This is a genomic window from Phenylobacterium parvum (assembly GCF_003150835.1).
GTDB lineage: Bacteria > Pseudomonadota > Alphaproteobacteria > Caulobacterales > Caulobacteraceae > Phenylobacterium > Phenylobacterium parvum.
Genome location: NZ_CP029479.1, coordinates 157,597 through 182,347 on the forward strand (window position 1 = coordinate 157,597; position 24,751 = coordinate 182,347).

Consider the following 24,751-nt stretch of genomic DNA (forward strand, 5'->3'; position numbering starts at 1 on the left):
AGAATGCGCAGCGCCGTCATCACCCTCGTCGCCGCTTCGGCGATCGCCTTCCCGGCCCTGGCCCAGGATCCGCCTGCGGCCCCCGCGTCTGCAACTCCCGCTGCGCCCGCCGCGGCGCCTGAAACCCTTCCCACCGACGGTGAGATCGGCCAGGTCATCAACGTGATCCGGACGGTCTGCGTTCCCCTGGTGCGCGGCGGCGAACTGCCCAAGCTCGCCACCTCGCAGGCGGGCTTCAAGCGCAACAAGAAGGAGGGCGGCTTCACCCAGACCCTGGTGGCCAAGCCCTATACCCTGACCGTCTATGATCCGGGCTCCAACAAGCAGGTCTGCCGGATCGGCCTGAACTACACCAGTGGCGGCGAGAAGCCGATCCTGCTGGGCCTCGACAAGTTCGCCTACCTGAACCAGCCCCGCCTGCTGCTCCAGCGCGAGAACAACTACGTCCCGCCGACCGACTTCATGCGCGTGACGAGCTCGTGGGAGTACTACACCGACAAGGAGTCCACGGGCCTGGTCTTCGTCCAGCTGAAGAAGCCGGACGGATCCGAGGTCAACCCCAAGTGGGGCATGGGCGAAATCCTCTACTCCGAGCGCCAGTTCTAGGCGGCGCGGCGGTCTTTCGGTTCCGCCAGCCAGTCCAGGACAACCCCGGCCACAGCTTCCCAACCCGGTTCCCCGGGCAGCCAATGGCTCATGCCCGCCATCTCGCGGTAGTCTGCGCCCAGACGCTCGGCCACCTGCCGCACCGTGGCGGGCGGGTGAACCCGGTCGCGTCCCCCGGACACCACCAGGGCGTCGGCGCCCAGCCGGCCCGCCGGGACGTGCGTGGTCATCAGGGGATCCAGCCACCAGGTCAGGGTCTCGAGGACGGCCCGGGCGCTCTCGGGCCGGGCGCGCTGCGCGGCGGCCTCCCGCTCGGCGGGCGAAAGGCGGTCGAGGCTGAAGGCCCTGAGCAGCCGAAGGTTGGGCTCCACCGGCGAGAAGGGCGTCGGCGCCACAAGGGGCAGGGCGGCGGCGGTGACCGCCTCCTCCACGCTCGACCCCAGGACCCCCCAGGGCGCGGAGGGGGCCAGGAGGACCAGGGCCGAGACGGGCGTCCGGCGGGCCGCCATCTGGGCCACCAGTCCGCCCATGGAATGCCCCAGGAGGATGGGGGGCGATCCGTCTTCCGCCGCCAGCCTGCGGCACAGCCCGGCGATGTCTGCGGCGTAGTCGGCCATGGACAGCCCCGCCACGTCCCCGGGCCGGTCCGCCAGGCCATGCCCCCTCAGGTCCGGGGACTCGACCCTCAGGCCCGCCGCCACGAAGGGCGCGCGGAAGCCGTCGAAGACCCAGCCGCCGCAAAAGGCGCCATGAACCATGACGATTCTGGCCGCCCTCACGGGCGGTGGCCCCGGACCTGCTCGGCGAGGGGGGCGAAGGCCTGGGCGACCGTGGCGTAGACCGGCTGCTTGAAGGGGACGATCAGGCCGGGGGCCTCGGCCAGGGGTGCCCAGCGCCAGGCGTCGAACTCCACCGGATGATGCTGGTCGAGGCGGACTTCGGCCTCGTCTCCCTCAAATCGCAGGGCGAACCAGACCTGCTTCTGGCCCTTCCATCCGCGCCGGCCTCTCTTCGCCGCAATCGGATAGTCGTAGGCCAGCCAGCCCGGCGTCCGGTCCAGGATGGTGACGGAGGTGATCCCGGTCTCTTCTTCCAGCTCGCGCAGGGCGGCGGCCTCGAGGTCCTCGTCGTCGTCGACGCCCCCCTGCGGGAACTGCCAGTTGTAGGGCGGCGGGGTCTCGACGCGGCGTCCCATCCAGACCCGGCCCTCCGGCCCGAACAGGACCAGGCCCACATTGGGCCGGTAGTCAGCGAGGTCCATCAGCGGATCCGCGAAAGGGCCGAGGCGGGCGCCAGCTGGTAGCCGCGCCCCTCCACCTGGGCGGCCCAGGAGGCGACCTGACGCAGGCTCAGGGGGTAGGCCTGGGCAATGCCCAGTCCCTGGCCCTTCTGGAGGGCGGAGGCCTCGACCCGGAGAAGGGCCTCGTCGATCGCCGCTGGCGACAGGACGGGGTCCAGCCGGTGATCGGCGGAGGCGCGGAGCTCTGCGCCGCCGGAGCCGGAGGCGATCCCGCTGTCGATGAAGACGACGCCGCGGTTGCGCAGGGCCCCCATGACCGCACCCATGCCCTCCGGGCTCCTCACGAAGCGCTCGCCCATCCGGTTGGTGACGCCGAAATAGCCGCTGGCCCGCCCGAGGATCCACTCCAGGCGCTTGACGGTCTCGGCCGGCTGGGCGCGGGCCCTCAGGGTGTAGGGGCCCGGATCGTTGTCGGGGTAGTCCTCGGGCTCCATCGGGACCTCGAGGAGCACCTCATGGCCCCGCTCCCGCGCCTTGTTGATCCAGTCCTGGAGGTTGGGGGCATAGGGCGAAAAGGCCAGGGTGACCTGCGGCGGCAGGGTCTCGAGGGCCTGCCGGGTAAGGTCGGGATCCAGGCCCAGCCCGCCGATGATGATCGACACCCGCGAACGGCCGCTGGCCTTGAAGGGCCGCATGTAGGCCCGGGCCGGAGACAGGCCGCCCGGGCCAATCACCGGCAGGATGCCATCGGCGGTCCGGCGGCTCACCCCGGCGATCGGAGCGGGGGGCAGGGGCCCTCCGGCGAAGGCCCCGGCCGCGGCCAGGGCGTCGGTGGCCGTGGACAGGGGCGGAGGCTCGGCGGAGCGGGTCAGGCGGTAATCGGGCCGGGCCAGCTCGGTTCCCGCCGCCCGTCCGGCGTTCACCGCCGCGCGCCAGCCCTGTGGGGCGGGGCCGGTGACGGCCGCGCGAACCTGGGGATAGCCGGCCGCCGGATCGCCCAGGACGGAGACCAGGACCGCGGCGCTGGCGAGGAAAAGCACCAGGGCCGCCCCGGCGCCCACCAGGGGCTGGGCCAGGATCGCCCGGAGGCCGCCGGCGTCCGGGCGGATCCGGGAGGCCGCAGGCGCAGATCTTCGGAACGACGGGCGTTTCATGGGACGGTCTCCACGACGGAGCCTTTCGCGCAACCGGTTGCCAAAGGCTTAGTGCCAGTTCGAGCCAAGGGGAACCCGCCGCAGCGGCGCTTCCCGCCTCAGGGCTTGGGCGGAGTCGGGACGGACGGCGTCGCAGGCTTTGCAGGCGAGGCGGCCGAGGGCTTGGCGCCGACAACCTCGGCCATACGGGCCGTCGGCTTGGGCAGCTTCGGCGTCGCCGCGACGGAGCCGTACTTCAGCACGTCCTTGGCCCGGTTCAGCTGGAAGTCGCCGGTGCGGGGGTTGAACTCGGTCGGGGGAGCCTCGGCAGGCTCGTGTGGCTCGACCCTGGACTTTCCGTCGTCGGCCTTGAGGGCGTTGCGGAACGAGGCCTCGGAGAACTGGAAGGCCCGGTTGGCGATGGCCTGGGCCTCCTCCCGGGACTGGGCGACCTCCAGGTCTGGCGAGATGCCGGTCTTCTGGATGGAGCGACCCGAGGGCGTGTAATACCGGGCGGTGGTCAGCTTGATGGCCCCGTCGGCGCCGCCACGGAGCGGGATCAGGGTCTGGACCGATCCCTTGCCGAAGCTGGTCAGGCCCACAAGTTCGGCGCGCTTGCGGTCCTGCAGGGCGCCGGCGACGATCTCGGCGGCCGAGGCCGAACCCGTGTTGATCAGCACCACCATCCGCAGGCCGCCGGTGATGTCGCCGGACCGGGCGTTGTAGCGCTCGATGTCCCGGGGGTTCCGGCCGCGCTGGGAGACGATCTCGCCGGTCTCGAGGAAGAGGTCGGAAATGCCCACGGCCTGGTCCAGCAGGCCGCCGGGATTGTTGCGCAGGTCGAGGATCAGCCCCTTCATGCCGGGGTTCTTGGCCTTCAGGTCCTCGAAGGCCGTCCGGGCCTCCTCGGTGGTCTTCTCGTTGAAGGCCGACACCCGGAGGTATCCGTAATCGCCCTCCATCCGCGCCATGGCCGACCGGGTCTTGATCACCTCGCGGACGATCTTGACGTCGAAGGGATCGGTCTTCTCGCGGGCGATGGACAGGGTGACCGCCTCGCCGGGCGGGCCGCGCATCAGCTTGACCGCCTCGGAGACGGACATGCCGATCACCGACTGGCTGTTGACCGCCGTGATGTAGTCACCCGGCTTGATGCCCGCCTTGAAGGCCGGGGTGCCGTCCATGGGCGAGATGACCTTGACCACCCCTTCCTCGGAGCTGATCTCGAGCCCCAGGCCGCCGTACTCGCCGCGCGTCTGGTCGCGCATGTCGTTGAGGGCTTCGGGGGTAAGGTAGTTGGAGTGGGGGTCCAGGGAGGTCAGCATGCCGTCGAGGGCCGACTCGATCAGCTTCCGGGAATCGACCTCGGAGACGTAGTTCTCCTCGACCGCCTGGACGACGTCGCCGAACAGTTCGAGCACCCGGTAGCTCTCCGCCCCCGACGACCCGGCCGCAAAGGCGCTCTGGTTCAGGTAGGCCGTGGCGGCGGCCCCGAGGATGAAGGCCGAGACGCCGACGAGGAGGTGCTTCTTCATGACCGGGCCCGCTGCGCCGCCCCGGCGCCCGGAGCGGCAGTGACTGGAGGGCGGTCCCGAAGGGACCGCAGAGAAGGACAGCCTTATCCTGTTTCCCGCTTGAATCCAGAGCCTTGCGTTGCGGCTTTTTCGGGGCGCAGCCAGGGGGCGGGATCCATGGGCCGGCCCAGGTCGCGAAGCTCGAGATAGAGCCGGACCGCGGCGCCCCGGTCGGCCGCCTGGCCGATGACCTGTCCCTCACGGACCGCCTCGCCTTCGCGGACCCGGGTCGCGAATTCCCCGGCCAGGACCACCTGCGCCCGGGGGTTGACCTGCAGGATCACGGCCTCTCCCCAGCCTTCCAGCGGACCGGCGTAGAGGACATCTCCTCCTGAAGGCGCCTGCACCCCGCCGCCGGGCGGCGACTGGAAGGTCATGCCCTGGGAGCGCAGGCCGCCCACCTGCCGGACCCCGAACCCCTCCAGGACGGGCCCCGGGGATGGAGGCGTCAGGGCGACCCCGGCCGTACGCCCCCGGGCGAGGCGCTCGGACAGGGCGAAGCCGGCGGCCAGCTCGGCCCGGGCGGCGTCCAGCGCGGCCTGGGGCGGGTCCAGGAGGGGATCGGGCGGGTCCAGGCGCAGGGCGAAGAGGGCGAGGGCCGGGTCGGTCCGCAGGCCTGGCGCGGGTTCGGGCCGGTCCTGCGCCGTGGCGGAGGCGAGAAAGCCGGCCAGCGCCGCGCCGGCCGGAAAGATCATCCAAAGGCGGCGGGCGCGCTCAGTCACGGTGGTAGGGGCTCCCGGCCAGGAGGGTGACGGCGCGATAGACCTGCTCGGCCAGCATGACCCGCGCCAGGGCGTGGGGCCAGGTCTGCGGTCCGAAGGCCAGGGTGTCGTGGGCGCGGGCCCGGAGGGCCGGGTCCAGGCCGTCGGCCCCGCCCACCAGAAAGACCAGGCGGCGCACGCCGTCGTCCCTCAGGCGGCCGATCTCCGCGGCGAAGTCGCGGGAGGTGCGGGCCCGGCCGGTCTCGTCGCAGGCGATGATCCGGCTGTCCGCCAGGTGGCTGGACAGCGCCTCGGCCTCCGCCGCCCGTCCCGGCTTGCGCGCCTCGACCTCGGTCACCTCCACCGGGCCCAGGCCCAGGGCGCGCCCCGCGGCCGACGCCCGCTCGGCGTAGAGACGGACCAGGTCGGCCTCGGGCGAGCGGCCCAGGCGTCCGACGGCGACGATGGCGATCCTCAACCGCCGAACCCCGGCGGTGCGATGAAGCCCCCGATTTCTCGCTCCAGGAGCTCGGCGAAGCGGAGGGTCGTCAGGTCCTGCATCCAGCCGCCGATCACCTGGACGCCCATGGGCAGTCCGGCCCTCGACAGGCCGACCGGCAGGGCCGTGGCCGGCAGGTTGGGCAGGAGAGCGACCGCCGGCCAGCCGAGCTGGGCGTAGTAGGGCGTGTCCGATCCGTTGACCTTCAGGGTCCGCGCGTAGGTCTCCGGCCCATCCTCGTGCGGAAAGGCTGTGACGCCGAAGGTTGGGGTGATCACGACGTCGAACATCTCGAACAGGGCGGCCCAGCGCCGGCGGAAGGCCAGCTGGGCGTCCAGCATGTCCATGTAGGCGTGGGCGTCGGGCGGGCTGGCCCCGGGGGCGCCCCGGCTGATCGCGGTGTTGAGGAGCGGCTGGTAGGCCGCGTGCTGGGCGGCCAGGTCCGGCAGGAGGTCGCTGGACCGGGACACAGCGGCGCCCAGGGCCTCCAGCCGGCTGGCCAGGCCCTCCACGGCGCCGGCGATCTCGTCGTCGGTGGGCGTCAGGGGGTGCTGGGTCAGCACGAGCACGCGATGCGCCGCCAGGGTCTCGCGGCGGGGCGGCGCCAGGGTGAAGGCAAGGCCGCCGGCCTCTTCCGGCTCCGGGCCGGCGAGGACCGAAAGCGCCCGTCGCAGGTCGGCCGTGCACCGGGCCATGGGCCCCACGACCGCCAGGGGGACGGGGACCCCATCCGTCCCCGGCGGGGTGTGGCCACGTGTGGGGACGAGGCCGTAGGTCGGCTTGTGCCCGAAGACCCCGCAGAGGGCCGAGGGCACGCGGATCGACCCGCCGATATCCGACCCGAGCTCCAGGGGGGTCATGCCGGCGGCCAGGGCCGCTGCGGCGCCGCCGGAGGATCCGCCGGGTGAGCGGGACGCATCCCAGGGGTTCCCGGTGCGGCCATAGATCGGGTTCGTGCTCTGCCAGTCGGCCAGCATGGGCGGCACGTTCGTCAGGCCCAGGATGATGGCGCCGGCGGCCTTCAGCCGCGCCACGGCGGTGGCGTCCGTTGGCGCGGTCCAGCCCTGGAAGGCGGGGCTGCCCCAGGTCGAGGGCAGGCCCTCCACCTGGTTAGATTCCTTGACCGTCATGGGCAGGCCGAGGAGGGGCGACCGTTCGCCCCGGGCGAGGCGGGCGTCGGCCTGCCGGGCGGCCTCCCGGGCGCGGTCGAAGTCGCGCACGACCACGGCGTTGATCCCCTGGTCACGGTCCTCGATCCGGGCGATGAGGGCATCGGTGAGCTCCAGGGAGCCGATCCGGCGCGCCGCAAGGGCGTCGACGAGTTCGCCCACCGTGGCGTCCAGAAGTTCAGGTGTCCGGGTTCCGGTCATGACGGCGTTCCTCCCGGGCGGATCGTGCCTGCGGGGTCGGGGCCGTGTCCAGACGGAAGACTCCGTTCGGTCAGACGGCGGTGCGGTGGCCGGAGTCCACCGACCAGATCTTCTCGATGTTGTAGAAGGAACGGACTTCTGGCCGGAAGATGTGGACGATGACGTCGCCGGCGTCGATCAGCACCCAGTCGCAGTGCGGCAGGCCCTCGACGCGCGCGCGGCCGTAGCCGTGCTCCTTCAGGCTACGGAGCAGGTGGTCGGCAATGGCGCCGACATGGCGGTGCGAACGCCCGGAGGCCACCACCAGGCCGTCGGCCATGGCGGTCTTGCCCTTGAGGTCGATGAAGACGACATCCTGGGCCTGGTCGTCATCCAGGCGGTTCAGGATAAGCTCCTCCAGCGCGGAAACGCCTTGCGGGAGGGCGGCTCCGGCGGCCGGGGCCGGGGCGGTTTGCGCGGTCTGCGCAGGGTCGGGGCTCAGCGGAACAACTCCTGTTCGGTCACGCCAAAAAGGGCTCTTAGCACAGGTGAAGGCTCTGGTCAGCCTTGACGTGTCAGCCCCTGCGCAAACGACCCGCCCGCATCCGTTCGCGAAGGGCGGTCGACGACTGGAAATTCAGCGGCCCGTAGAGGAAGACCCAGGCGGGCGCCGGATGGTCGGCCAGGCCTTTGGCCCGGGTAAAGGGGATCCGGGCCGCGGCGAAGCGCCGGGCGGCCGGCGAGGACCGGCTCTTCAGCGAGATCCAGGGTCGCGAGACCACGGCGACGGGAAGGGCCCGCATGATCTGCGTCCATCCCCGCCAGCGATGGAATCCCGCCAGGCTGTCGGCGCCCATGATCCAGACGAAGCGGACCCCGGGGAACCGGGCCTTGAGGGCCAGGACCGTGTCGAGGGTATAGCGGGTGCCCAGCCGGGCCTCGACGTCAGAAACGATCATGCCCCGGTCCCGGGCCAGGGCGCGCACTCCCGCCAGGCGCACATCCAGGGACTGGGTCTCGGCGCTGGACTTGAGGGGGTTTTGGGGCGCGACCAGCCAGATCACCCGGTCCAGGCCCAGGCGCTGGCGCGCCGTCTCGGCGACGTGGGCATGCCCCTCATGCGCTGGATTGAAGCTGCCGCCGTAGAGGCCGACCTTCATGCCCCGGGACAGGGAGAATCCCGGCCTGAGGGCGCCGGGGCGCCCCCCGCCGGACCGTCGCCTGACCTGTCCCGCCACCCACATGTCAGGGACGCGACCGGTCGAGCCCGGCGTCGACCTGCCGCATCCGGGTGCGGACGGTGAAGACGCCGTCACCGGCCAGGACGCCGCCCCGGGCGAAGAGGCGTCCGCCCTCCCAGTTCGAGAGGCCGAGCTCGGGACGGTTAAGGGCGTACTGGCCATCGACCCAGCGGGTGAAGCCGTCGCCGGTAAAGGGCGCCTCCACGCCGGCCTCGAACCGGGCGAGGGCGGCGGGATCCTGGGTAATGAGGGTGGCGACCAGCCGGGGGGCATGGCGGTTGAAGAGGGCGATGGCGGCGTCGAGGTTCTCGACCACGGCCAGGCTGACCTCGGGGGTATCCTCCCACTCCCATTCCCGGGCGAGTCCAGCCTCGGGCATCAGGTCGGCCCGGGGCTCGACGGCGACGCCTTCGGCCCGGACCACCTCGGCCGTGGCGTCCAGCCAGCCGGACGACGGCAGGAAGGCTACGGCGCCCTCCACGACGTGCAGTCGGCAGCCGCGGCGACGGCGACCCGCCGCCTCGAGGGCCTGCAGGAAGACCGGGACCAGCTCGGCGGCGCGCGACTGCAGGATGACGCAGACATTGAGGGTGTTGCACACCTTCCGGTCGAGGGAGTGGAAGACCACCTCGCCGAAGCGTCCGGCGTCAGCGGCGTCGTCGGCGACCATCCAGGCCCCGCCCGTTCCATGCAGGCTGACCGGCGTCCCGGACTGGCGCGCAATGGCGCCGAGCTGGGCGACGGCGGGCCCGGATCCGCGGGCGACGGCGAGGGACAGGCGTCGGTCGGCGAACATGGCCCAGCCCGCCGAACGCTCGGCGGAATCCACCAGGCTCATGGCGCCCTGCGGCAGGCCCGCGGCGGCCAGGGCGGGGACCACGGCCTCGGCCATCAGGACCCGGGCGCAGCCCAGGGCGTCGGAGCCGATCCGGAAGACCACGGTATTGCCAGTCCGGAGCACGCCAGCAGCGTCGGCAAAGACGTTGGGGCGGCCCTCGAAGACGAAGCCGACAGGGCCGAGGGGCGCGCTGACCTGCTCTACGCTCCAGCCTTCATGGGCAATGGTTTCCAGGACCCGGCCCCGCCCAGCGGGGCTGTCGCGCCAGGACCTGAGCCCAGAGGCCATGTCCCGCCGCATGGCGTCCGAGGCGGCCAGGCGCGTGGTCGAGCGACCCCGGGTCCGGGCGGCCTCGACATCCGCCGCATTGGCGGCAGCAAAACGGTTCCAGACCTGGTCGTCCTCAATGCGCCGGGCGAACCCGTCGAAGAAGGCGGAGATCGCGGCGTCGGACACCCCGGAAAGGGCGGAGAAGGCGCCTTGGGCGGCGGCGGTCGCGCGGTCCACCTCGGCCGCCACAGCGGCGGGAACGTGCAGGAGGTCGCCGGTTTCCTGGACCACCACCAGGCGGTCACCGGCCTGGAAGGCCGCCGCCAGCTCCGGAGAGACGAAGGTCAGGCGGTCGCCGCCAAAGGGCACCGCCATGCCGGCTGGAAGCGCCTCAAGGGGCGCAATCCTGTCTCCGTGCTCCGACATCGCCTCCCCGCTCGCTCCGGACCCTTAGGCTCAGACTGAGCCTTACTAGACCAAACGACGGGCGGCGCCACGGCGGAATATCCACCGGGGGCCAGGCCCCCGGATCAGGCGCGGATCATCGGTAGACGGAAGGTGGCCTTGCCCGTGGCCGCCAGGACGGCGTTCGCCACCGCCGGCCCAATGACCGGGGTCCCCGGCTCGCCCACGCCCGAGGGCGGGTTGGTCGAGGGCAGGATATGGGTCTCGACCGTCGGAGCCTCGGAATTGCGGAGCACGGGATAGGCGTCGAAGTTCCGCCGTTCGACGGCGCCAGCCTTGAGGATCATCTCGTCGTGAAGGGCGGCGGACAGGCCGTAGCAGGTCCCCCCCTCCACCTGGGCGGCGATCTGGTCCGGCGAGATGGCCGTCCCGCAGTCGATGGCGCTGACCACGCGGCCGACCTTCGGGACGCCGTCGACGATCCGGACCTCGGCGATCTGGGCGACCACCGAACCAAAGCTTTCGTGGACCGCCACGCCCCGGGTGACGCCCGCCGGCGCCGGCTTGTCCCACCCGGCCTTCTCGGCCGCCAGCTTGAGGACGGCGATGTGCCGGCTGGCGCCGGCCTTCTCGAACAGGGCCAGGCGATAGGCCACCGGGTCCTTGCCGGCCTTGCGGGCCAGCTGGTCAATGGTGTGCTCCATCACGAAGGCGGTGTGGGTCGCGCCCACCGACCGCCACCAGAGCACGGGGACCCCCAGCTCGGGCATGAGGACCTGGCCGTCCACGGCGGGAGTGGCCTTGAGGTAGGGCGACCCCATCGCCCCTTCCACTGTCGAGCTGTCGATCCCCTTGGGCGCCATGGGCGAGCCCTTCATCAGGGACTGGGTGACCACGCGGTGGGTCCAGGCGGCGGGGAAGCCGTCCTTGTCCAGGCGGACCTTGAGCCGGTGGTGGGTCAGGGGCCGGAAATAGCCGGCCGCCATGTCGTCCTCACGGGTCCAGACCAGCTTCACCGGCGTTCCCTTGCCGACCTTCTTGGCGATGTGGACGCATTCGGCGACGAAGTCGGACTGGAAGTTGGCCCGACGCCCGAAGGAGCCGCCGGCGAACAGGTTCTCGATCTGGATCGATCCGGGCAGTGCGCCGACGATCCGGGCGGTGTTGAGCTGGTCCAGGGTCGGGGACTGGGACGCCACGGTCAGCCGGGTCCCACCCTTGCCGCCCACCTGGGCGACGCAGTTCATCGGCTCCATGGTCGCATGGGCCAGGAAGGGGAAGTCGTAGGTCGCCTCGAAGACCTCGCCCTCGTCGGCGGCCGCGGCGTCGCCGCGGGTCTCGAAGGTCTCCCACTTCAGCTTGTCCGGCAGGGCGCCCTTGCCGGCCGCCCACTCGGCGTATTTCGCCTCGATCTCGGCGGAGCCCAGGGGCTCGGCCTTGGACTCGTCCCAGGTCACCTTCAGGGCGTTGCGGCCCTGGAGGGCAGCCCAGGTGGACTTGGCCACCACGGCGACGCCGGAGGGAATCTTGAAGACATCGACGACCCCGGCGACCTTGCGCGCCTCGGCGTCCTCGAATCCGCTGACCTTGGCGCCGAACCGGGGGGCGTGGGCGACGACGGCCGTCAGCAGGCCCTCCATCTTCACGTCCTGGGTATAGCGCGCCTCGCCGGTGCTCTTGGCCCGGGAGTCCTTGCGGCGGACCCGGTCGGTGCCGATCAGCGTGAAGGCCTCATGCGCCTTCAGCTTCGGCTCGGCGGGCGGCGTGATGGTCGAGGCCCCCTGCAGCAGTTCGCCGAACCCGGCGGACTTGCCCGAGGCGGCGTGGCTGACAACCCCGTCCTTCACGGTGATCTCGGCCTCGGGGACCTTCCAGGCGGCCGCGGCGGCGCCCGTGAACATGGCGCGGGCCGCCGCGCCGGCCTTGCGCAGCTGCATCCAGCTGTTGGGGATGGCGGTGGAGCCGCCCGTGCCCTGAACGCCCATCAGGGTGTTGGCGTAGAGCTTGGCGTTGGCGGGCGCCTGCTCGACGCTGACCCGGCTCCAGTCGGCGTCCAGTTCCTCGGCGACGATGGCCGCCAGACCGGCATGGGTGCCTTGCCCGAACTCGATGTGCTTGTTGACGACGGTCACGGCGCCATCGGCGGCGATCCGGATGAACGGGCCAAAGGCGCCCACATCTGTCTTGGCCCCCATGGCCAGCAGGTCGGCGGGGCCACACCCGACGAGAAGGGCGCCGGAGACAAGGGCGGTTCCGACCACCAGTTCCCGGCGGGTGGCCCCGGTGCGGGCGGCGTCCTGGTCGACATGGGCGTTCATGAAGGAGCTCCTCGGAGGGATCGGGACTTCAGGTCTGGACGTCAGGCGCGGACCTGGGCGGCCGCCTCGCGGATGGCGGCGCGAATCCGCTGGTAGGCGCCGCACCGGCAGATGTTGCCATCCATGGCGGCGTCGATGTCGGCGTCGGAAGGATTGGCGTTCCCGGCCAGCAGGGCCACCGCGCTCATGATCTGGCCCGACTGGCAGTAGCCGCACTGCGGCACGTCCAGCTTTACCCAGGCCTCCTGGACCGGGTGGGTCCCGCCCAGGCCCTCGATGGTGGTGATCTTCACTCCGGCCAGGGCGCTGACCGGCAGGGAGCAGGAGCGGACGGGCGCGCCATCGGCGAGAACGGTGCAGGCTCCGCACTGCCCGACTCCACAGCCATACTTGGAGCCGGTGAGGCCGGCCTCGTCCCGGAGGACCCAGAGAAGGGGGGTGTCAGGCGCCGCTTCCACCTGGACCGTGCGACCGTTGATCTCGAGGCTCGTGGCCATGCCGGACTCTCCGAAGGACTGCGAAGGCGATGTATCTTAACGGCGCTTAGGCGGCCCTGTATAGTGCGCCCAATCAGATCCGGAGTTCCGCATGCCCGCGTCCAAGTCGCTTCCCGCCCTGGTCCTTTCCGCAAGCCTGCTGGCGGCTGGCGTCATGTCCGCGACGGCTGCGGCGGCTGCGGACGGCGCCAAGGTCTTCAACCTCCAGTGCCGGACGTGCCACGCGGCCAAGAGCAGCGTTGCAGGGCCTTCCCTGAACGGGGTCGCCGGGCGCCGGATCGCGGGCCTGTCGGACTTCGCCTACTCGTCCGCCCTCAAGTCCAAGGGCGGATCCTGGACCGACGCGGCCCTCGACGCCTACCTCGCCGCCCCGGCCAAGTTCGCACCGGGTGGACGGATGTTCAACGCCGTGGCCGCCCCTGGGGACCGGGCCGCCGTGATCGCCTACCTCAAGACCCTCAAGTAAGGCCCAAGGCCCCGCCTTGGACGTCTTTCCCGCCTTCTACCCGCTCGCCGGACGCCGGGTGGGCCTGGCCGGTGCAGGCGAGGGGCTCGACGCCCGCCTGCGCCTTCTGGCCGGAAGTCCTGCGGAACTTGTTGTCCTCGAGGTGGAGGCGGCCCACTCGCCAGAGGCCTGGGCCGGCATGGCGCTGGGCTTCATCGCCCACCCGGACGAGGCCTTCAGCCGCCTGGCGGCGGACGCCGCGCGCCAGGCCGGCGCCGCCGTGAACGTGATGGATCGCCCCGCCCTGTGCGACTTCACCGTTCCCGCCCTTATCGACCGGGGCGCCCTGGTCGCGGCCTTCGGTACGGGGGGCGCCTCGCCCCTGGTGGCCGCCCGCCTGCGCGCCGAGCTCGAGACCCGGATCCCCGAGGGTGCAGGTCGCCTGGCGCGCTTGCTCGATGACTACAAGTCGGAGCTGAGGCGGCGCTGGCCCGACCCTGCAGACCGCCGGGTGATCCTGTCAGGCATCCTGGAAGGCCCGGTGGCCGCCGCCGTGCTGGAGGACCGTCCCGCAGCGGAGGTCCAGGAACTGATGGCCGCCGCAATCTCCGGCGCGGCGCGGCCGGAAGGCAGGCTCTTCGCCCTGTCGCCGGCGACCCTGCCGGACCTTGTGTCCCTCAGGGCCCTGCGCGCCCTGTCGTCGGCCGACGTCCTGGTCATGGCGCCGGGCGTCGGCGAGGCCCTGGCGGTCTTGGCCCGGCGTGAGGCGCGTCGCCTGGCGCCGGCGGAGGCGAGCCCCGAACGGGTCGCCGCCCTCCTGGCCGAAGGACGGACCCTCGTCCTCCTGGCGGATCCGGGCCCCTGGCGGGAGGCCGGACTGTCGCCCGAGATCCTGCCGGTCGCCCCGGGTTCCTGACCCGCCGGTCAGTGGTCCAGCGAGCGTCCCCGGGTTTCCGGCAGGAAGAACAGGCAGGTCACCACCGACAGGAGGGTGAAGACGAAGGGGTACCACAGGCCTGAGTAGATGTTCCCGACGCCGATCACGATGGCGTAGGCGAAGAAGGGCACGAAGCCGCCGATCCAGCCGGTGCCGATGTGGTACGGCAGGGACATGGCGGTGTAGCGGACCCGGGTCGGGAAGAGCTCCACCAGGCAGGCCGCGATGGGCCCGAAGAGAGCGGTGGCGGCGATCACGAAGACCATCATCACGCCCATGACGCCAACCATGTTGATGCGCGCGGGATCGGCCTTGGCGGGATACCCGGCCGCCGACAGGGCCGCCTTGACCTCGGCCTCGACCCCGGCGCGGATCGCCTTGACCTCGGCGGCCGGCAAGCCCGCCGCGGAGCGGGACGCGATGGCGACGTCGCCGACCTTGACCACGGCCGCCGTTCCGGGCGCCGCAGGCTGGTTGTCGTAGGAGACGCCGGCGTTGGCCAGGATGCTTCGGGCGATGTCGCAGGACGAGACGAAGACCTTCTTGCCCACCGGATCGAACTGAAGGGAACAGTCCGCCGGGTCGGAGGACACCACCACCGGGGTGCGCGCCTGGGCCTCGGCAAGGGCCGGGTTGGCGAACTGGGTCATGAGGTGGAAGCCCGGGAAGTAGGCGACCAGCATCAGGGTCATGCCGAAGAGCATGACGGGCTTCCGACCCACACGGTCCGACAGGGCGCCGAAGAGCACGTAGAAGACCGCGCTGATCGCGGTGGCGATCATCAGGACGATGTTGATCGTCTCGGGCGCGACCTTCAGGAACTTGTCCAGGAAAGTCTGGGAATAGAAGAAGGCCGTGTACCAGACCGCACCCTGGGCCGACATGACGGCGCAGAGGGCCAGGATGACGAGCTTGAGGTTCTTCCACTGGCCGAAGGCCTCGGCGTAGGGCGCCTTGGAGGCGCCGCCCTCTTCCTTGAGCTTGGCGAAGGTCGGGCTCTCAGTGAGCTTCATGCGCATGAAGATCGACACCAGCAGGAGGCCTGCGGAGAAGAGGAAGGGGATGCGCCAGCCCCAGGCGTCGAAGGCGTCGGGACCAAAGAAGTGGCCGACCGTGACGCGGGTCAGAAGGATCACGAACAGGGCGGCGAAGAGGCCGAAGGCCGCCGAGGTCTGCACCCAGCTGGTCGCCCGGCCCCGGGCGTTGTCCGGGGCGTGCTCGGCCACGTAGATGGCGGCGCCGCCGTATTCACCGCCCAGCGCGAAGCCCTGGAGGATGCGCATCAGGACCAGGAGGGCGGGCGAGATCAGCCCGACCTGGCTGTAGGTGGGCAGGAGGCCGATGGCGACGGTGGCCACCCCCATCAGGACGACGGTGAAGAGGAAGGCGCCCTTGCGGCCGACCTTGTCTCCAATCCGGCCAAAGACCAGGGCGCCGACCGGGCGGAAGAAGAAGCCGGCGCCGAAGAGGGCGAGGGCGGCGATGTAGCCGGCGGTCTCCGGAAGGCCTGTGAAGAAGACCTTCGAGATGACCGTCGTCAGGCTGCCGAAGACGAAGAAGTCGTACCACTCGAAGGTGGTCCCCGCCGCCGAGGCGCCGACCACCGTCCGGAGGGACGGTTGTTCCTGCTTTTCCGCCGGCTTTTCGCCGGGCGTGGTGCTGCCCGCCTGCGCCATGTATTCCCCCCTGCTGAGCGCCTCTGCACTCTGTAATTAGGTTGCTGGGATCCTTGATTTCAACGGGATCAGAAGGCGTTTTCGCCGGTGATCGCGCGGCCCAGGATCAGGGCGTGGACATCGTGCGCCCCTTCGTAGGTGTTCACGGTCTCGAGGTTCGAGGCGTGGCGCATGACGTGGTACTCGCCGCTGATGCCATTGCCGCCGTGGATGTCGCGGGCCTCGCGGGCGATGGCCAGGGCCTTGCCGCAGTTGTTGCGCTTCATCAGGCTGATGGCCTCGGGCACCCACGCGCCCTGGTCGATCAACCGGCCGAGGGCGAGGGCGCCCTCCAGGCCCAGGGCGATCTCGGTCTGCATGTCGGCGAGCTTCTTCTGGACCAGCTGCCGGGCGGCCAGCGGCTTGCCGAACACCTTGCGGGTGGAGACGTAGTCGCGGCTGGCGTGCAGGCAGAAGTCGGCGGCGCCCATGGCGCCCCAGGCGATCCCGTAGCGGGCCTTGTTGAGGCAGGAGAAGGGCCCGCGCAGGCCGGCGACGCCGGGCAGCATCTGGTCCTCGGGCACGAAGACGTCGGACAAGGCGATCTCGCCGGTGATGGAGGCGCGCAGGGACAGCTTGTTCTTGATCTGCGGGGTGGAGAAGCCCTCGGAACCGCGATCCACCAGGAAGCCGCGGATGGCGCCGTCCAGCTTGGCCCAGACCAGGGCCACGTCGGCGATCGGCGAGTTGGTGATCCACATCTTGGCGCCGTTGAGGATGTAGCCGCCCTTGGTCGCCGTCGCGGTGGTGCGCATGGACGCCGGGTCGGAGCCGCCGTCGGACTCCGTCAGGCCGAAACACCCGATGATCTCGCCGCGGGCCATGCCGGGCAGGTAGCGCTGGCGCTGGGTCTCCGAGCCGAAGGCGTGGATCGGGTACATGACCAGCGAGGACTGGACGCTCATGGCCGAGCGGTAGCCGGAATCGATGGCCTCGATCTCCCGGGCGATGAGGCCGTAGGCGACGTGGTTCACCCCGGCGCAGCCGTAGGCCTCGGGCAGGGTCGGGCCGAGGAAGCCGAGGGCGCCCATTTCGGTCATGATCTCGCGGTCAAACCGCTCCTCGGCATAGGCGGAGACCACGCGCGGCAGGAGCTTGTCCCGGGCGTAGGCGCGGGCGGATTCCCAAACCATGCGCTCGTCCTCTGAGAGACGGGAGGCGAGGTCCAGGGGGTCTTCCCAGCTGAAGGTCTTGGCTTCGGCGCCAGCGTCGAGGGCCATGTCGGTCTCCTGAGGTCGTGTCGTCCGCCTTATGCGACGGATTGCGCCCCGGGTGTAGGCGCCTTTTGGCCCTCAGCCGCCGCGGGCGACGAAGGTCCCGTTCCGGAACCCCGCCGAGGCCTTGCCGTAGAGGAAGGGCCCGCCGTCCTCGGTCTCGACCCGGCCGCCCGCCGCCGCGAGGATGGCGTGGCCGGCGGCGATGTCCCACTCCATGGTGGGGCCCAGGCGCGGATAGATGTCCGCAGCGCCCTCGGCGATCCGGCAGAACTTGATCGAGGAATCCATGGCCTCGGTTCCGTCGAAGCCGAAACGGTCAGCCAGGGCCTTCAGGGTCTCGGGTTTCATGGTGTGGCTGACCAGGGCCACCGAGGCGCCCGTCTTCCAGGCCCGGACCCGGACCGGCGAGGCCGGCCCGCCTGCAGCCCGCTTGAAGGCGCCCCCGGCGTCCGTGAACCAGGTCTCGCCCGTAGCGGGGGCGGTGATCGCGCCGGCGACCGGGACCCCGTCGACGATGAGGCCGATGTTGACGGTGAAGTTCGGGTCGCCCCGGACAAAGGCCTTGGTCCCATCCACCGGATCGACGAGCAGGAAGGTCCGGCCGATGCGGCCCGGCGCCCCGAACTCGCTGGCGTGCTCCTCGGAGACCACCGGCAACTTTGGCGCCACCCGGGCGAGGCCGGCGAGGATCAGGGTTTCGGCCCGGCGGTCCGCCTCGGTGACGGGGCTGTCGTCCGCCTTTCGGTCGACGGCGAGGCCGCTGTTCCAGAGCGGGCGGACCAGGTCGGCGGCCTCCTCGCAGAGTTCAGCGAGCACGGCTCCGAAGCGGGCGTCGAGGTTCGGCATGCAAAGGACCATCCTGTCAGGCGGGGCCTGTCCTAGATGCGCCTGACGGTTTCCCAAAGCGGCAAATCAGGCCACGTTTGTGTTTACCATGTCCGAGATCTCCGCCTCCCCTCCGGAAGACGCCCGCCGCGACGCGCCAGCGCCCCGCACGGCGGAGGTGGCGGCCTTCCTCGCCGCCCGCATGTGCCATGACTTCATCAGCCCGGTGAGCGCCATGGTCAGCGGCCTGGACCTGCTGGACGATCCCTCCGCCCAGGACATGCGCGAGGAGGCCATGGGCCTGATCGGCGCCTCGGCCCGCAAGCTGGCCGATCTCCTGGGTTTCTGCCGGGTCGCCTTCGGGGCTTCGGCTTCCGCCGAGGTCTTCGACTCCCGCGAGCTGGGCCGCCTGGCCGAGGGCCTGTTCCGTCACATCCGGGCCGAACTGGACTGGCAGGTGGCGGCGCCCGCCCTGGCCAAGCCTGCCGCCCGCGCCCTCCTGAACCTGTCCCAGCTGGCCGGCGCCGCCCTGCCCACCGGGGGAGCCGCCCGGATCCAGGCCGAGGAGCGGGAGGGCTTCATCCTGATCCGCGCCCGGGCCGATGGCGCCCGCGCCCGCCTCCGGGCCGAAGTCTCCGACGGTCTCGCCGGCCTGCCCATGGGCGAGGGCCTGCATGGCCACTGGGTACAGGCCTACTACGTGCACCTGTTCGTCACCGATGCGGGCGGCACTGTGCGGGTCGATTCCGCCGACGGCACCATCGATTTCCTGGCGGCCCTGCCAGCCTGACACGGACGTCCCCCGGGGGCGGGATGACAACCCCTCCTTAACCGAAGGCTGCAAACCTGAAAGCGACGGAGGTCCGCCCGTGAAGTCCTGCCTTGTCGCCGACGACAGTCCCGTGATCCGGCTGCTCGCCCGCCGCCTCCTCGAGGCGGACGGACATCACGTGCGTGAGGCGCCCGACGGGGCCAAGGCCCTGGAGGCCTGTGCGGAGGCCATGCCCGACGTGATCCTCATGGACTGGCGCATGCCGGTCATGAACGGCCTTGAGTGCATGGCCCGGCTCCGGCGCATGCCCGGGGGAACCGTGCCCCGGATCGTCTTCTGTTCCGTGGAGGCCGCCCCCGACATGATCCGGCAAGCCCTCGATTCCGGGGCCGACGAATTCATCATGAAGCCTTTCGACGCCGAGATCCTGGCCTCGAAGTTCGCCCTTGCGGGGGTCCGGTGACCCCTCGCGAACTGGAGCTCATCGCCCGGCTGTGCCTGATGCGGACGGGCAGGAGCCTGGACGCTTCCTCCCCAGAGCACCTGGCGGCCCGCCTTAACGCGGTTGCGCGGAGGGAGGGCTACGCCAGCGTGGCCGACCTGCTGATCGCCCTGAGAAGCAACGAGGCCGACCGTCTCGCCTGGCCGGTGATCGAGGGCGTCACCGCCTTCGAGCGGGGCTTCATGGAGGATCCGGAAGTCCTGGAGCAGCTGGGCCAAAAGATCCTGCCGGCCCTGTCCATCGCCCGGGGCGGGGCGCCCGTGCGCCTGTGGTGCGCGGCCTCCGGCGCCGGCCAGGAGCCGTACTCCCTGGCCATCACCGCCCTTGAAGCCCAGGCCCGGTCCGTTGACCTGAAGGTGGAGGTCTATGCCTCCGACATCTCGGTGCGCGCCCTCGAGCGGGCCCGGACCGGCGTCTTCAGCCATTTCGAGGTCCAGAAGGGGCTGCCCGCCCGTCGCCTGATCGACCATTTCCAGCCCCGCGAGGAGTCGTGGCAGGCCTCCGCCGAGCTTCGGGAAATGATCCGGTGGCGGCGCGTCAACCTGCTTGCGGACGCCCCCGGCCCAGTGACCTTCGACGTGATCGTGTGTCGCGGCATCCTGCCGCAGACGGCGCCGCAGATGCGACCTGCGGTGATCCTCAACCTCGCCCAGTCCCTCGCGCCCGGGGGCGTGCTGATCCTGGGCCGGGGCGAGGGCGAGGGTGAGGCTGATGTCGCTCCGGCCCTGAAGACGATGTCGGGGATGACCGCTGTCTTCGCCCGCAACCCCGCCTTCCGCGTCGCCGCCTGAACAGGATCAGCGCGGGCGACGCAGGCCGAGGACCAGGCTGATCAGACCGGAGGCCGTCCGCGGGTTCCGCAGGGCCGCGACGCCGAGGGCGGTGACCGCAGCGGCCCCGAACAGGGCCATGAAGGGGCGACGGCTCGCGAGGTCCATGAGGCTGGCCCCCAGGTCGCCGGTTTCCGGTGCAGGCGCGCGGCGGGACCGTCCCGCGGCCAGGAAAATCAGGGTGAGGCCCGCCGTGGCGAGGACCAGGAGGCAGGCCGCCGCAACCGACGCCGCCGCGCCAGCCGGCCCGATCACGGGCTCCAGCACGGTGAAGAGGGCCAGGCAAAGGGCGACTACGAAGACGCCCGATGCGGCGGCGAGGGCCGCCGCACCGCAGACCGCCAGGAGCAGGCGGCCGGGCTTCAACGGTTCCGTCCGGCAGCCAGGAGCAGGCCGATCAGCACGCCGACGCCAAGCGCGACGCCCGTGGCCGCCAGGGGACGCTCGCGCACCTGGCCAGCGACATAGCGCTGGGCATCGTCGATCTGGTCCTTGGCCTCGGCGGCGTAGGCCTTGCCGTGGGTCCGGATCTGCTCGACGCCCTCGGCGAGGGCCTTCTCGATCCGGTGCGCAGCGTCATTCAGCTTGCGCTCGGCCTGCTCGACGGCGTCGCCGGCGACTTCGGTGGTGGACTTCACGGCGGCGCGGGCGGCGCGGGCGGCCTTGTCCACGGTGGTGGCGGGCATGGGAAATCTCCTTGGGGCCTCGGGGCCGCTTCAGGCGGTCCCCTTGAACTGGCTGCTGAAATGGCCCCTTCCCCAGCGACATGCAAGGCTGGGGGAATCCCCTAGGTCACGTCCCGGCCAGAGCGTCTCCCTGGAGCAGGAAGTCCACCATGGCCGGGACCGCGCTCCGGTCCTGCAGCATGAACATGTGCCCGCCCTCGAAGAACCTCAGGACAGAACCACGCAGTGCGAGGGCGAGGTTCAGCTGGCTCTGCGGCGGCGCGATTCCATCGTGCCGGCCGGCGGCGATCATCACTGGCGTCCTGACGGCGGGCAGGTCCGCCCAGACGTCGTGGCCCGCCCTGGCTTCGATCTGGCGGCGGGCGCCCATCTCACGTCCAGGTTCCCCGGCGAAGGGATCCGCCGCCGCCTGGGCGATGGCCTCGGCGTAGCGTTCCGGGTTTGCCGCCGCCCAGGCCGCATCCAGGCGGGTGTCATTGACCGGCAGGAGGTGACGGGCCCGGGCCTCGCCCTTCAGGTGGCCGATATCGTGGAAGGGGAATGACGCGCCCCCGGCGCCTCCGGGCGAGGTGCAGGCCAGGACGAGGCGGCGCACCCGGCCGGGATGCCGCACCACCAGGTTCTGGGCGACCATGCCGCCAAAGGACACCCCGATCACAAGGGCGTCCTCCCAGCCGAGGGAATCCATAAGGCCCGCCGCATCATCCGCGTAGTCGGCCATGCTGTAGGGGTGGTCTGGCTTCTCGGTCTGGCCCAGGCCCCGCTGGTCATAGGCCACCAGGTCAAAGGCCCGCGCGAAGGGGCCGTCGAGCATGTTGGGACGGACCCTGAGGTCTCCGCCCGTGCCGGAGATGAACAGCAGCCGGGGACCCTGGCCTGTCCGCTCGTAGTGGATGTCGAGTCCGTTTGCGATGAGGCGCGGCATGCTCAGTCCCTGTGGATGGGATCGATCCACCGCACCTCGCGGGGCGGCTCCACGGGATCGATGTCCAGGTTGACCACCACGGCCTCGCCGTCGCTGCGGACCAGGACGCACTCCAGGGTCTCGTCAGAGGAGGCGTTGATCTCCTGGTGGGGGACAAAGGGCGGGACATAGATGAAGTCTCCTGGGCCCGCCTCGGCGGTGAACTCCAGTTTCTCGCCCCAGCGCATGCGCGCCCGGCCACGGATGACGTAGATGACGCTCTCGAGAGGCCCATGGTGATGGGCGCCTGTCCCCGCCCCGGCATGGATGTGCACCGTCCCGGCCCAGAGCCTGCGGGCGCCGACCCTGGCGAAATCGATGGCTGCAGCGCGGTTCATTCCCGGGGTCTGGGGCGTGCTCGTGTCCAGGGAGTCCGCCGGGACCACCCGGACCCCGGTCGATTCCCAGCCATCCGCCGGAACGTCCTCCCCTGACATCTTCGTCTCCCGCCGAATTCGTGTAGGCTCCATTGCAGCGCCCAAAGCGCCCTGTCTGCAAGCCCGTTCCGGCCCAGGCCCTGCCGAGGCCGGTGGAGGAAGTCCGCCGTGTGGCCAAAATTTCGCCAGCCCGAGGATCCCGGCCTTGAACAGCCCGACGCCTGGCGCGAAGGGGACCCGGAGGGCCGTCATGGCGCCATCTGTGGCTGTGGGGCCTGCGCCGTCCGCCGGGGCGAGACGGAATCGGACCCGGCCAACGCCTACCTCAACCTCTCCGAACGGGGTGGGACGGCGCCGAACGGCAAGCCCAGCTTCACCCTGGACCAGGTGGCGAACCGCCTGACCGGCGGCGAGGCGGGCTGGGGCGTCATGGGCCAGCCCTTCACCGTCAGCTATGCCTTCCGGGCGAACGCGCCGGGCGTCATGCCCTCCGAGACCACCGGATTCTCGCGCTTCAACTCAGCCCAGATCCAGCAGGCCGAACTGGCGCTCCAGGCCTGGTCAGACGTCAGTGGGATCCGGTTTGCGCGGGTCGGGAGCGGCGACGCCGGCGAGGGGGCCTATTCGGATCTCGCCGTCATCCTCTTCGCCAACTACGCGACCGGTCCAGAAGGTGCTGTCGCCTTCGCCTACTATCCCGGCTCCCTCGACTTTGCGGCGCGTTCGGGCGACGTCTGGGTCGACGCCACGCGCAGCTACAACCAGCTGCCCCTGGCTTCCAACTACGGCGGCATGGTCCTGGTCCATGAGATCGGCCACGCCATCGGCCTGGCCCACCCGTCGACCTACCCGTCCACTGGGACCCCGACCTATGCCGCGGATGCGAGCTATTTCGAGGACAGTCGCCAGTACACGGTGATGAGCTATTTCGGCGGCTTCAACACGGGCGCCTCCCTCCCGGGGTACTCCGCCGTTCCGCTCCTCGACGACATCGCGGCCATCCAGGCCGAGTATGGCCCCAACATGTCCACCCGCACGGGGGACACGGTCTATGGTTTCAACTCCAACGCCGGCCGTCCCTGGTTCGAGGCGGTGAGCCGCACCTCCATCATGCAGTGGGCGGTCTGGGATGCGGGAGGACGCGACGCCTTTGATTTCGCCGGCTATCCGGACAACCAGGTCATCGACCTGAGGCAGGGTTTCTTTTCCGACGTCGGCGGTTACCGCGGCAATGTCGCCATCGCCCGGGGAACGGACATCGAGGACGCCCTGTCCGGATCCGGCAATGACAGCCTGACGGGGAACGCCCTGGCCAATCGCCTGAACAGCGGCGCCGGGGCCGACACGGTGTTCGGGGGGGAGGGTGCGGACACAGTCATCGACACCCAGGGCTCCAACTACCTTCGCGGCGACGCCGGCGATGACTCCGTCTTTGGCGGCTCGGGCTTCGACGACATCAACGGCAACATGGGCGCCGACACCCTTCGCGGGAACGACGGCGAGGACTGGGTCGTCGGCGGCAAGGACAACGACCTGATCTTCGGCGATGCGGCCTTCGACATCGTCTACGGCAACATGGGCAATGACACGGTCGACGGCGGGGCAGGCAACGACTGGGTCCGCGGGGGTCAGGGCGACGACTCCGTCATGTCCGGAGCGGGCGATGACTGGCTCTGGGGTGACAGGGGCAACGACACGATCAGCGGCGGAGCCGGCGCGGACCTGTTCTATTCCTTCGCGGGCGCCGGGATCGACCGGATCACCGACTTTTCCTACGCCGAGGGCGACCGGCTGAAGCTGGAGGGAAGCCCCTCCCGCACCATCAGCCAGGTGGGCGCCGACGTCATCGTCGACATGGGCAATGGCGACCAGGTCATCCTGGTCGGCGTCTCCCTCGCAAGCCTCGGCAGCGGCTGGATCGTCTAGCCCTCAGAACCCCCCCGTCGCCATCGCCGCCAGGGCCATGGCCAGGCACACCCCCGCCGCCGGCAGGGCTGTGAACTTCTGGTGGGCGCCCATCTCCACGCGGGCCAGGCCCATCAGGGCGGCCCGGGCCATGTCGGCGGGGGCGACCCCGTGGGCGGCGACCTGGGCGGACTGGTCGGCGATCCGGGCTTCTCCCTGGGCCAGGGCCAGTAGCCGGACCGCGCCCCGGGTTCAGCCTCGCCGTGGGTCTCCCAGGTCCTCGGGCCGGTCGACGTCGAAGAGGACCCCGGGGTCCGGGCTCTCCACCCTGGCCAGCCCGGCGTCCAGGCTGGCGAGGACCTCCCGGGCGCCGGCGTCCCCGCTGGCCCTTGCAAGGTCGGGCAGGAGTGCGGCGGAGAAGAGGACCGGGTGACCCCGGCGTCCCCTGAAGGTCGGTGCGGCGGCCGGGGCCCCGGCCTCCACGGCGGCCATGAGGGGCGCGAAGATCTCCTCCGGTATGTCCGGCATGTCGCCGAGAAAGACGAAGACACCCCTCATGCCCGGCGGCAGGGCGGCCACCCCGGCGCGCAGGGATGCGCCCATGCCCTCGGCGTGGTCGGGGGCGTGCACCAGGCGGAGCCGCTTGGCGCCGTCCATGCGTTCGGCGGCCGCCCGGCAGGCGTCCCCGACGGGTCCCGGGTCCGTTCCCGTGACGACGATGACCGGGTCAGAGGGCGTCGACAGGGCCGCCTGCACGGCCCCGGCCACCAGGGGCGCCCCACGCCAGGGCGCCAGAAGCTTGCCGCCGCCAAAACGACGTCCCGCCCCCGCCGCCAGCAGGATGGATGCGTAACCCGACCCGAGCCCGACTTCCGCCCCTGTCATGTTCCGTCGTCCCCGCATAT

The 24,751-nt window shown here is 71.0% G+C and carries 28 protein-coding genes; 7 read left to right on the forward strand and 21 right to left on the reverse strand.

Going from position 1 to position 24,751, the window contains the following annotated elements; all coding sequences use genetic code 11:
* The first annotated feature begins 3 nt into the window (after positions 1–3).
* On the forward strand, positions 4–606 hold the full coding sequence (locus HYN04_RS00780) for a hypothetical protein (protein ID WP_110448989.1): 603 nt from the start codon (positions 4–6) through the stop codon (positions 604–606).
* Here HYN04_RS00780 and HYN04_RS00785 read toward each other — a convergent pair.
* The 12 genes from HYN04_RS00785 to HYN04_RS00840 form a co-directional block, all read right to left on the reverse strand.
* On the reverse strand, positions 603–1,385 hold the full coding sequence (locus HYN04_RS00785) for an alpha/beta hydrolase (protein WP_277870395.1): 783 nt from the start codon (positions 1,383–1,385) through the stop codon (positions 603–605). The genes HYN04_RS00780 and HYN04_RS00785 overlap by 4 nt on opposite strands.
* On the reverse strand, positions 1,382–1,867 hold the full coding sequence (locus HYN04_RS00790) for an RNA pyrophosphohydrolase (RefSeq protein ID WP_110448991.1): 486 nt from the start codon (positions 1,865–1,867) through the stop codon (positions 1,382–1,384). The genes HYN04_RS00785 and HYN04_RS00790 overlap by 4 nt, the downstream gene beginning before the upstream one ends.
* Positions 1,867–3,000 carry a divergent polysaccharide deacetylase family protein gene (locus HYN04_RS00795; RefSeq protein ID WP_110448992.1) on the reverse strand — a complete coding sequence of 378 codons (1,134 nt, stop codon included), beginning with the start codon at positions 2,998–3,000 and terminating at the stop codon, positions 1,867–1,869. Before HYN04_RS00795 ends, HYN04_RS00790 begins: the two co-directional genes overlap by 1 nt.
* A 98-nt stretch (positions 3,001–3,098) precedes the next feature.
* Positions 3,099–4,514, reverse strand: coding sequence for a S41 family peptidase (locus HYN04_RS00800; RefSeq protein ID WP_110448993.1), 1,416 nt, complete (start codon positions 4,512–4,514; stop codon positions 3,099–3,101).
* A gap of 83 nt (positions 4,515–4,597) precedes the next feature.
* A complete protein-coding gene (locus tag HYN04_RS00805; RefSeq protein ID WP_162599497.1) occupies positions 4,598–5,275 on the reverse strand; it encodes a murein hydrolase activator EnvC family protein in 678 nt (225 codons plus the stop codon).
* The gene (gene rlmH / locus HYN04_RS00810; protein ID WP_110448995.1) at positions 5,268–5,732 is read right to left on the reverse strand and encodes a 23S rRNA (pseudouridine(1915)-N(3))-methyltransferase RlmH; all 465 of its coding nucleotides are present in this window, start codon (positions 5,730–5,732) and stop codon (positions 5,268–5,270) included. Before rlmH ends, HYN04_RS00805 begins: the two co-directional genes overlap by 8 nt.
* Complete coding sequence (locus HYN04_RS00815; protein ID WP_110448996.1) at positions 5,729–7,123, reverse strand: amidase family protein; 1,395 nt, start codon at positions 7,121–7,123, stop codon at positions 5,729–5,731. The genes rlmH and HYN04_RS00815 overlap by 4 nt, the downstream gene beginning before the upstream one ends.
* A gap of 70 nt (positions 7,124–7,193) precedes the next feature.
* Positions 7,194–7,604 carry a ribosome silencing factor gene (gene rsfS, locus HYN04_RS00820; RefSeq protein WP_110448997.1) on the reverse strand — a complete coding sequence of 137 codons (411 nt, stop codon included), beginning with the start codon at positions 7,602–7,604 and terminating at the stop codon, positions 7,194–7,196.
* Positions 7,605–7,677: 73 nt separating this feature from the next.
* Positions 7,678–8,346, reverse strand: coding sequence for a nicotinate-nucleotide adenylyltransferase (locus HYN04_RS00825; RefSeq protein ID WP_110448998.1), 669 nt, complete (start codon positions 8,344–8,346; stop codon positions 7,678–7,680).
* 1 nt (position 8,347) lies between these two features.
* The gene (locus tag HYN04_RS00830; RefSeq protein ID WP_110448999.1) at positions 8,348–9,877 is read right to left on the reverse strand and encodes an aldehyde dehydrogenase family protein; all 1,530 of its coding nucleotides are present in this window, start codon (positions 9,875–9,877) and stop codon (positions 8,348–8,350) included.
* Between the two features lie 104 nt (positions 9,878–9,981).
* A complete protein-coding gene (locus tag HYN04_RS00835) occupies positions 9,982–12,174 on the reverse strand; it encodes a xanthine dehydrogenase family protein molybdopterin-binding subunit (protein WP_110449000.1) in 2,193 nt (730 codons plus the stop codon).
* Positions 12,175–12,215: 41 nt separating this feature from the next.
* Positions 12,216–12,671 carry a (2Fe-2S)-binding protein gene (locus HYN04_RS00840; RefSeq protein ID WP_110449001.1) on the reverse strand — a complete coding sequence of 152 codons (456 nt, stop codon included), beginning with the start codon at positions 12,669–12,671 and terminating at the stop codon, positions 12,216–12,218.
* A 91-nt stretch (positions 12,672–12,762) separates the two neighbouring features.
* Between HYN04_RS00840 and HYN04_RS00845 the strand changes: the two genes are divergently transcribed.
* Both HYN04_RS00845 and HYN04_RS00850 read left to right on the forward strand, forming a co-directional pair.
* On the forward strand, positions 12,763–13,137 hold the full coding sequence (locus HYN04_RS00845) for a c-type cytochrome (RefSeq protein WP_110449002.1): 375 nt from the start codon (positions 12,763–12,765) through the stop codon (positions 13,135–13,137).
* 16 nt (positions 13,138–13,153) lie between these two features.
* Positions 13,154–14,032, forward strand: coding sequence for an NAD(P)-dependent oxidoreductase (locus tag HYN04_RS00850; RefSeq protein ID WP_110449003.1), 879 nt, complete (start codon positions 13,154–13,156; stop codon positions 14,030–14,032).
* Positions 14,033–14,040: 8 nt separating this feature from the next.
* Here the strand turns inward: HYN04_RS00850 and HYN04_RS00855 are convergent, their stop codons facing one another.
* The 3 genes from HYN04_RS00855 to cysQ all read right to left on the reverse strand — a co-directional run bounded on the left by HYN04_RS00855 (position 14,041) and on the right by cysQ (position 17,831).
* Positions 14,041–15,729, reverse strand: coding sequence for an MFS transporter (locus HYN04_RS00855; protein WP_110449004.1), 1,689 nt, complete (start codon positions 15,727–15,729; stop codon positions 14,041–14,043).
* A 68-nt stretch (positions 15,730–15,797) separates the two neighbouring features.
* Positions 15,798–16,988 (reverse strand): acyl-CoA dehydrogenase, encoded by a 1,191-nt coding sequence (locus tag HYN04_RS00860; RefSeq protein ID WP_110449005.1) that lies wholly within the window; start codon positions 16,986–16,988, stop codon positions 15,798–15,800.
* Between the two features lie 72 nt (positions 16,989–17,060).
* Positions 17,061–17,831 carry a 3'(2'),5'-bisphosphate nucleotidase CysQ gene (cysQ, locus tag HYN04_RS00865; protein WP_199285974.1) on the reverse strand — a complete coding sequence of 257 codons (771 nt, stop codon included), beginning with the start codon at positions 17,829–17,831 and terminating at the stop codon, positions 17,061–17,063.
* Positions 17,832–17,919: 88 nt separating this feature from the next.
* Between cysQ and chpT the strand changes: the two genes are divergently transcribed.
* The 3 genes from chpT to HYN04_RS00880 all read left to right on the forward strand — a co-directional run bounded on the left by chpT (position 17,920) and on the right by HYN04_RS00880 (position 19,875).
* On the forward strand, positions 17,920–18,600 hold the full coding sequence (gene chpT, locus HYN04_RS00870; RefSeq protein WP_110449007.1) for a histidine phosphotransferase ChpT: 681 nt from the start codon (positions 17,920–17,922) through the stop codon (positions 18,598–18,600).
* A gap of 79 nt (positions 18,601–18,679) precedes the next feature.
* Positions 18,680–19,045: a response regulator gene (locus HYN04_RS00875; protein ID WP_110449008.1), complete on the forward strand. Its 366-nt coding sequence runs from the start codon at positions 18,680–18,682 to the stop codon at positions 19,043–19,045.
* Positions 19,042–19,875 carry a CheR family methyltransferase gene (locus HYN04_RS00880; protein WP_110449009.1) on the forward strand — a complete coding sequence of 278 codons (834 nt, stop codon included), beginning with the start codon at positions 19,042–19,044 and terminating at the stop codon, positions 19,873–19,875. The genes HYN04_RS00875 and HYN04_RS00880 overlap by 4 nt, the downstream gene beginning before the upstream one ends.
* Before the next feature lie 6 nt (positions 19,876–19,881).
* On the opposite strand, the gene HYN04_RS00885 is transcribed toward HYN04_RS00880, so the two are convergent.
* From HYN04_RS00885 to HYN04_RS00900, 4 genes are all read right to left on the reverse strand, one after another.
* Positions 19,882–20,280, reverse strand: a complete 399-nt coding sequence (locus HYN04_RS00885; RefSeq protein WP_110449010.1) for a hypothetical protein — start codon at positions 20,278–20,280, stop codon at positions 19,882–19,884.
* On the reverse strand, positions 20,277–20,600 hold the full coding sequence (locus HYN04_RS00890) for a glycine zipper domain-containing protein (protein ID WP_110449011.1): 324 nt from the start codon (positions 20,598–20,600) through the stop codon (positions 20,277–20,279). The genes HYN04_RS00885 and HYN04_RS00890 overlap by 4 nt, the downstream gene beginning before the upstream one ends.
* 106 nt (positions 20,601–20,706) lie before the next feature.
* Positions 20,707–21,525, reverse strand: coding sequence for an alpha/beta fold hydrolase (locus HYN04_RS00895; protein WP_110449012.1), 819 nt, complete (start codon positions 21,523–21,525; stop codon positions 20,707–20,709).
* Positions 21,526–21,527: 2 nt separating this feature from the next.
* On the reverse strand, positions 21,528–22,001 hold the full coding sequence (locus tag HYN04_RS00900; RefSeq protein WP_110449013.1) for a cupin domain-containing protein: 474 nt from the start codon (positions 21,999–22,001) through the stop codon (positions 21,528–21,530).
* Positions 22,002–22,109: 108 nt separating this feature from the next.
* On the opposite strand from HYN04_RS00900, the gene HYN04_RS00905 reads away from it, so the two are divergent.
* On the forward strand, positions 22,110–23,867 hold the full coding sequence (locus tag HYN04_RS00905; protein ID WP_110449014.1) for a M10 family metallopeptidase C-terminal domain-containing protein: 1,758 nt from the start codon (positions 22,110–22,112) through the stop codon (positions 23,865–23,867).
* Between the two features lie 3 nt (positions 23,868–23,870).
* On the opposite strand, the gene HYN04_RS13725 is transcribed toward HYN04_RS00905, so the two are convergent.
* Complete coding sequence (locus HYN04_RS13725; protein WP_277870396.1) at positions 23,871–23,999, reverse strand: hypothetical protein; 129 nt, start codon at positions 23,997–23,999, stop codon at positions 23,871–23,873.
* A gap of 99 nt (positions 24,000–24,098) precedes the next feature.
* A complete protein-coding gene (locus HYN04_RS00910) occupies positions 24,099–24,731 on the reverse strand; it encodes a nucleotidyltransferase family protein (protein WP_110449015.1) in 633 nt (210 codons plus the stop codon).
* Positions 24,732–24,751 lie beyond the last annotated feature (20 nt).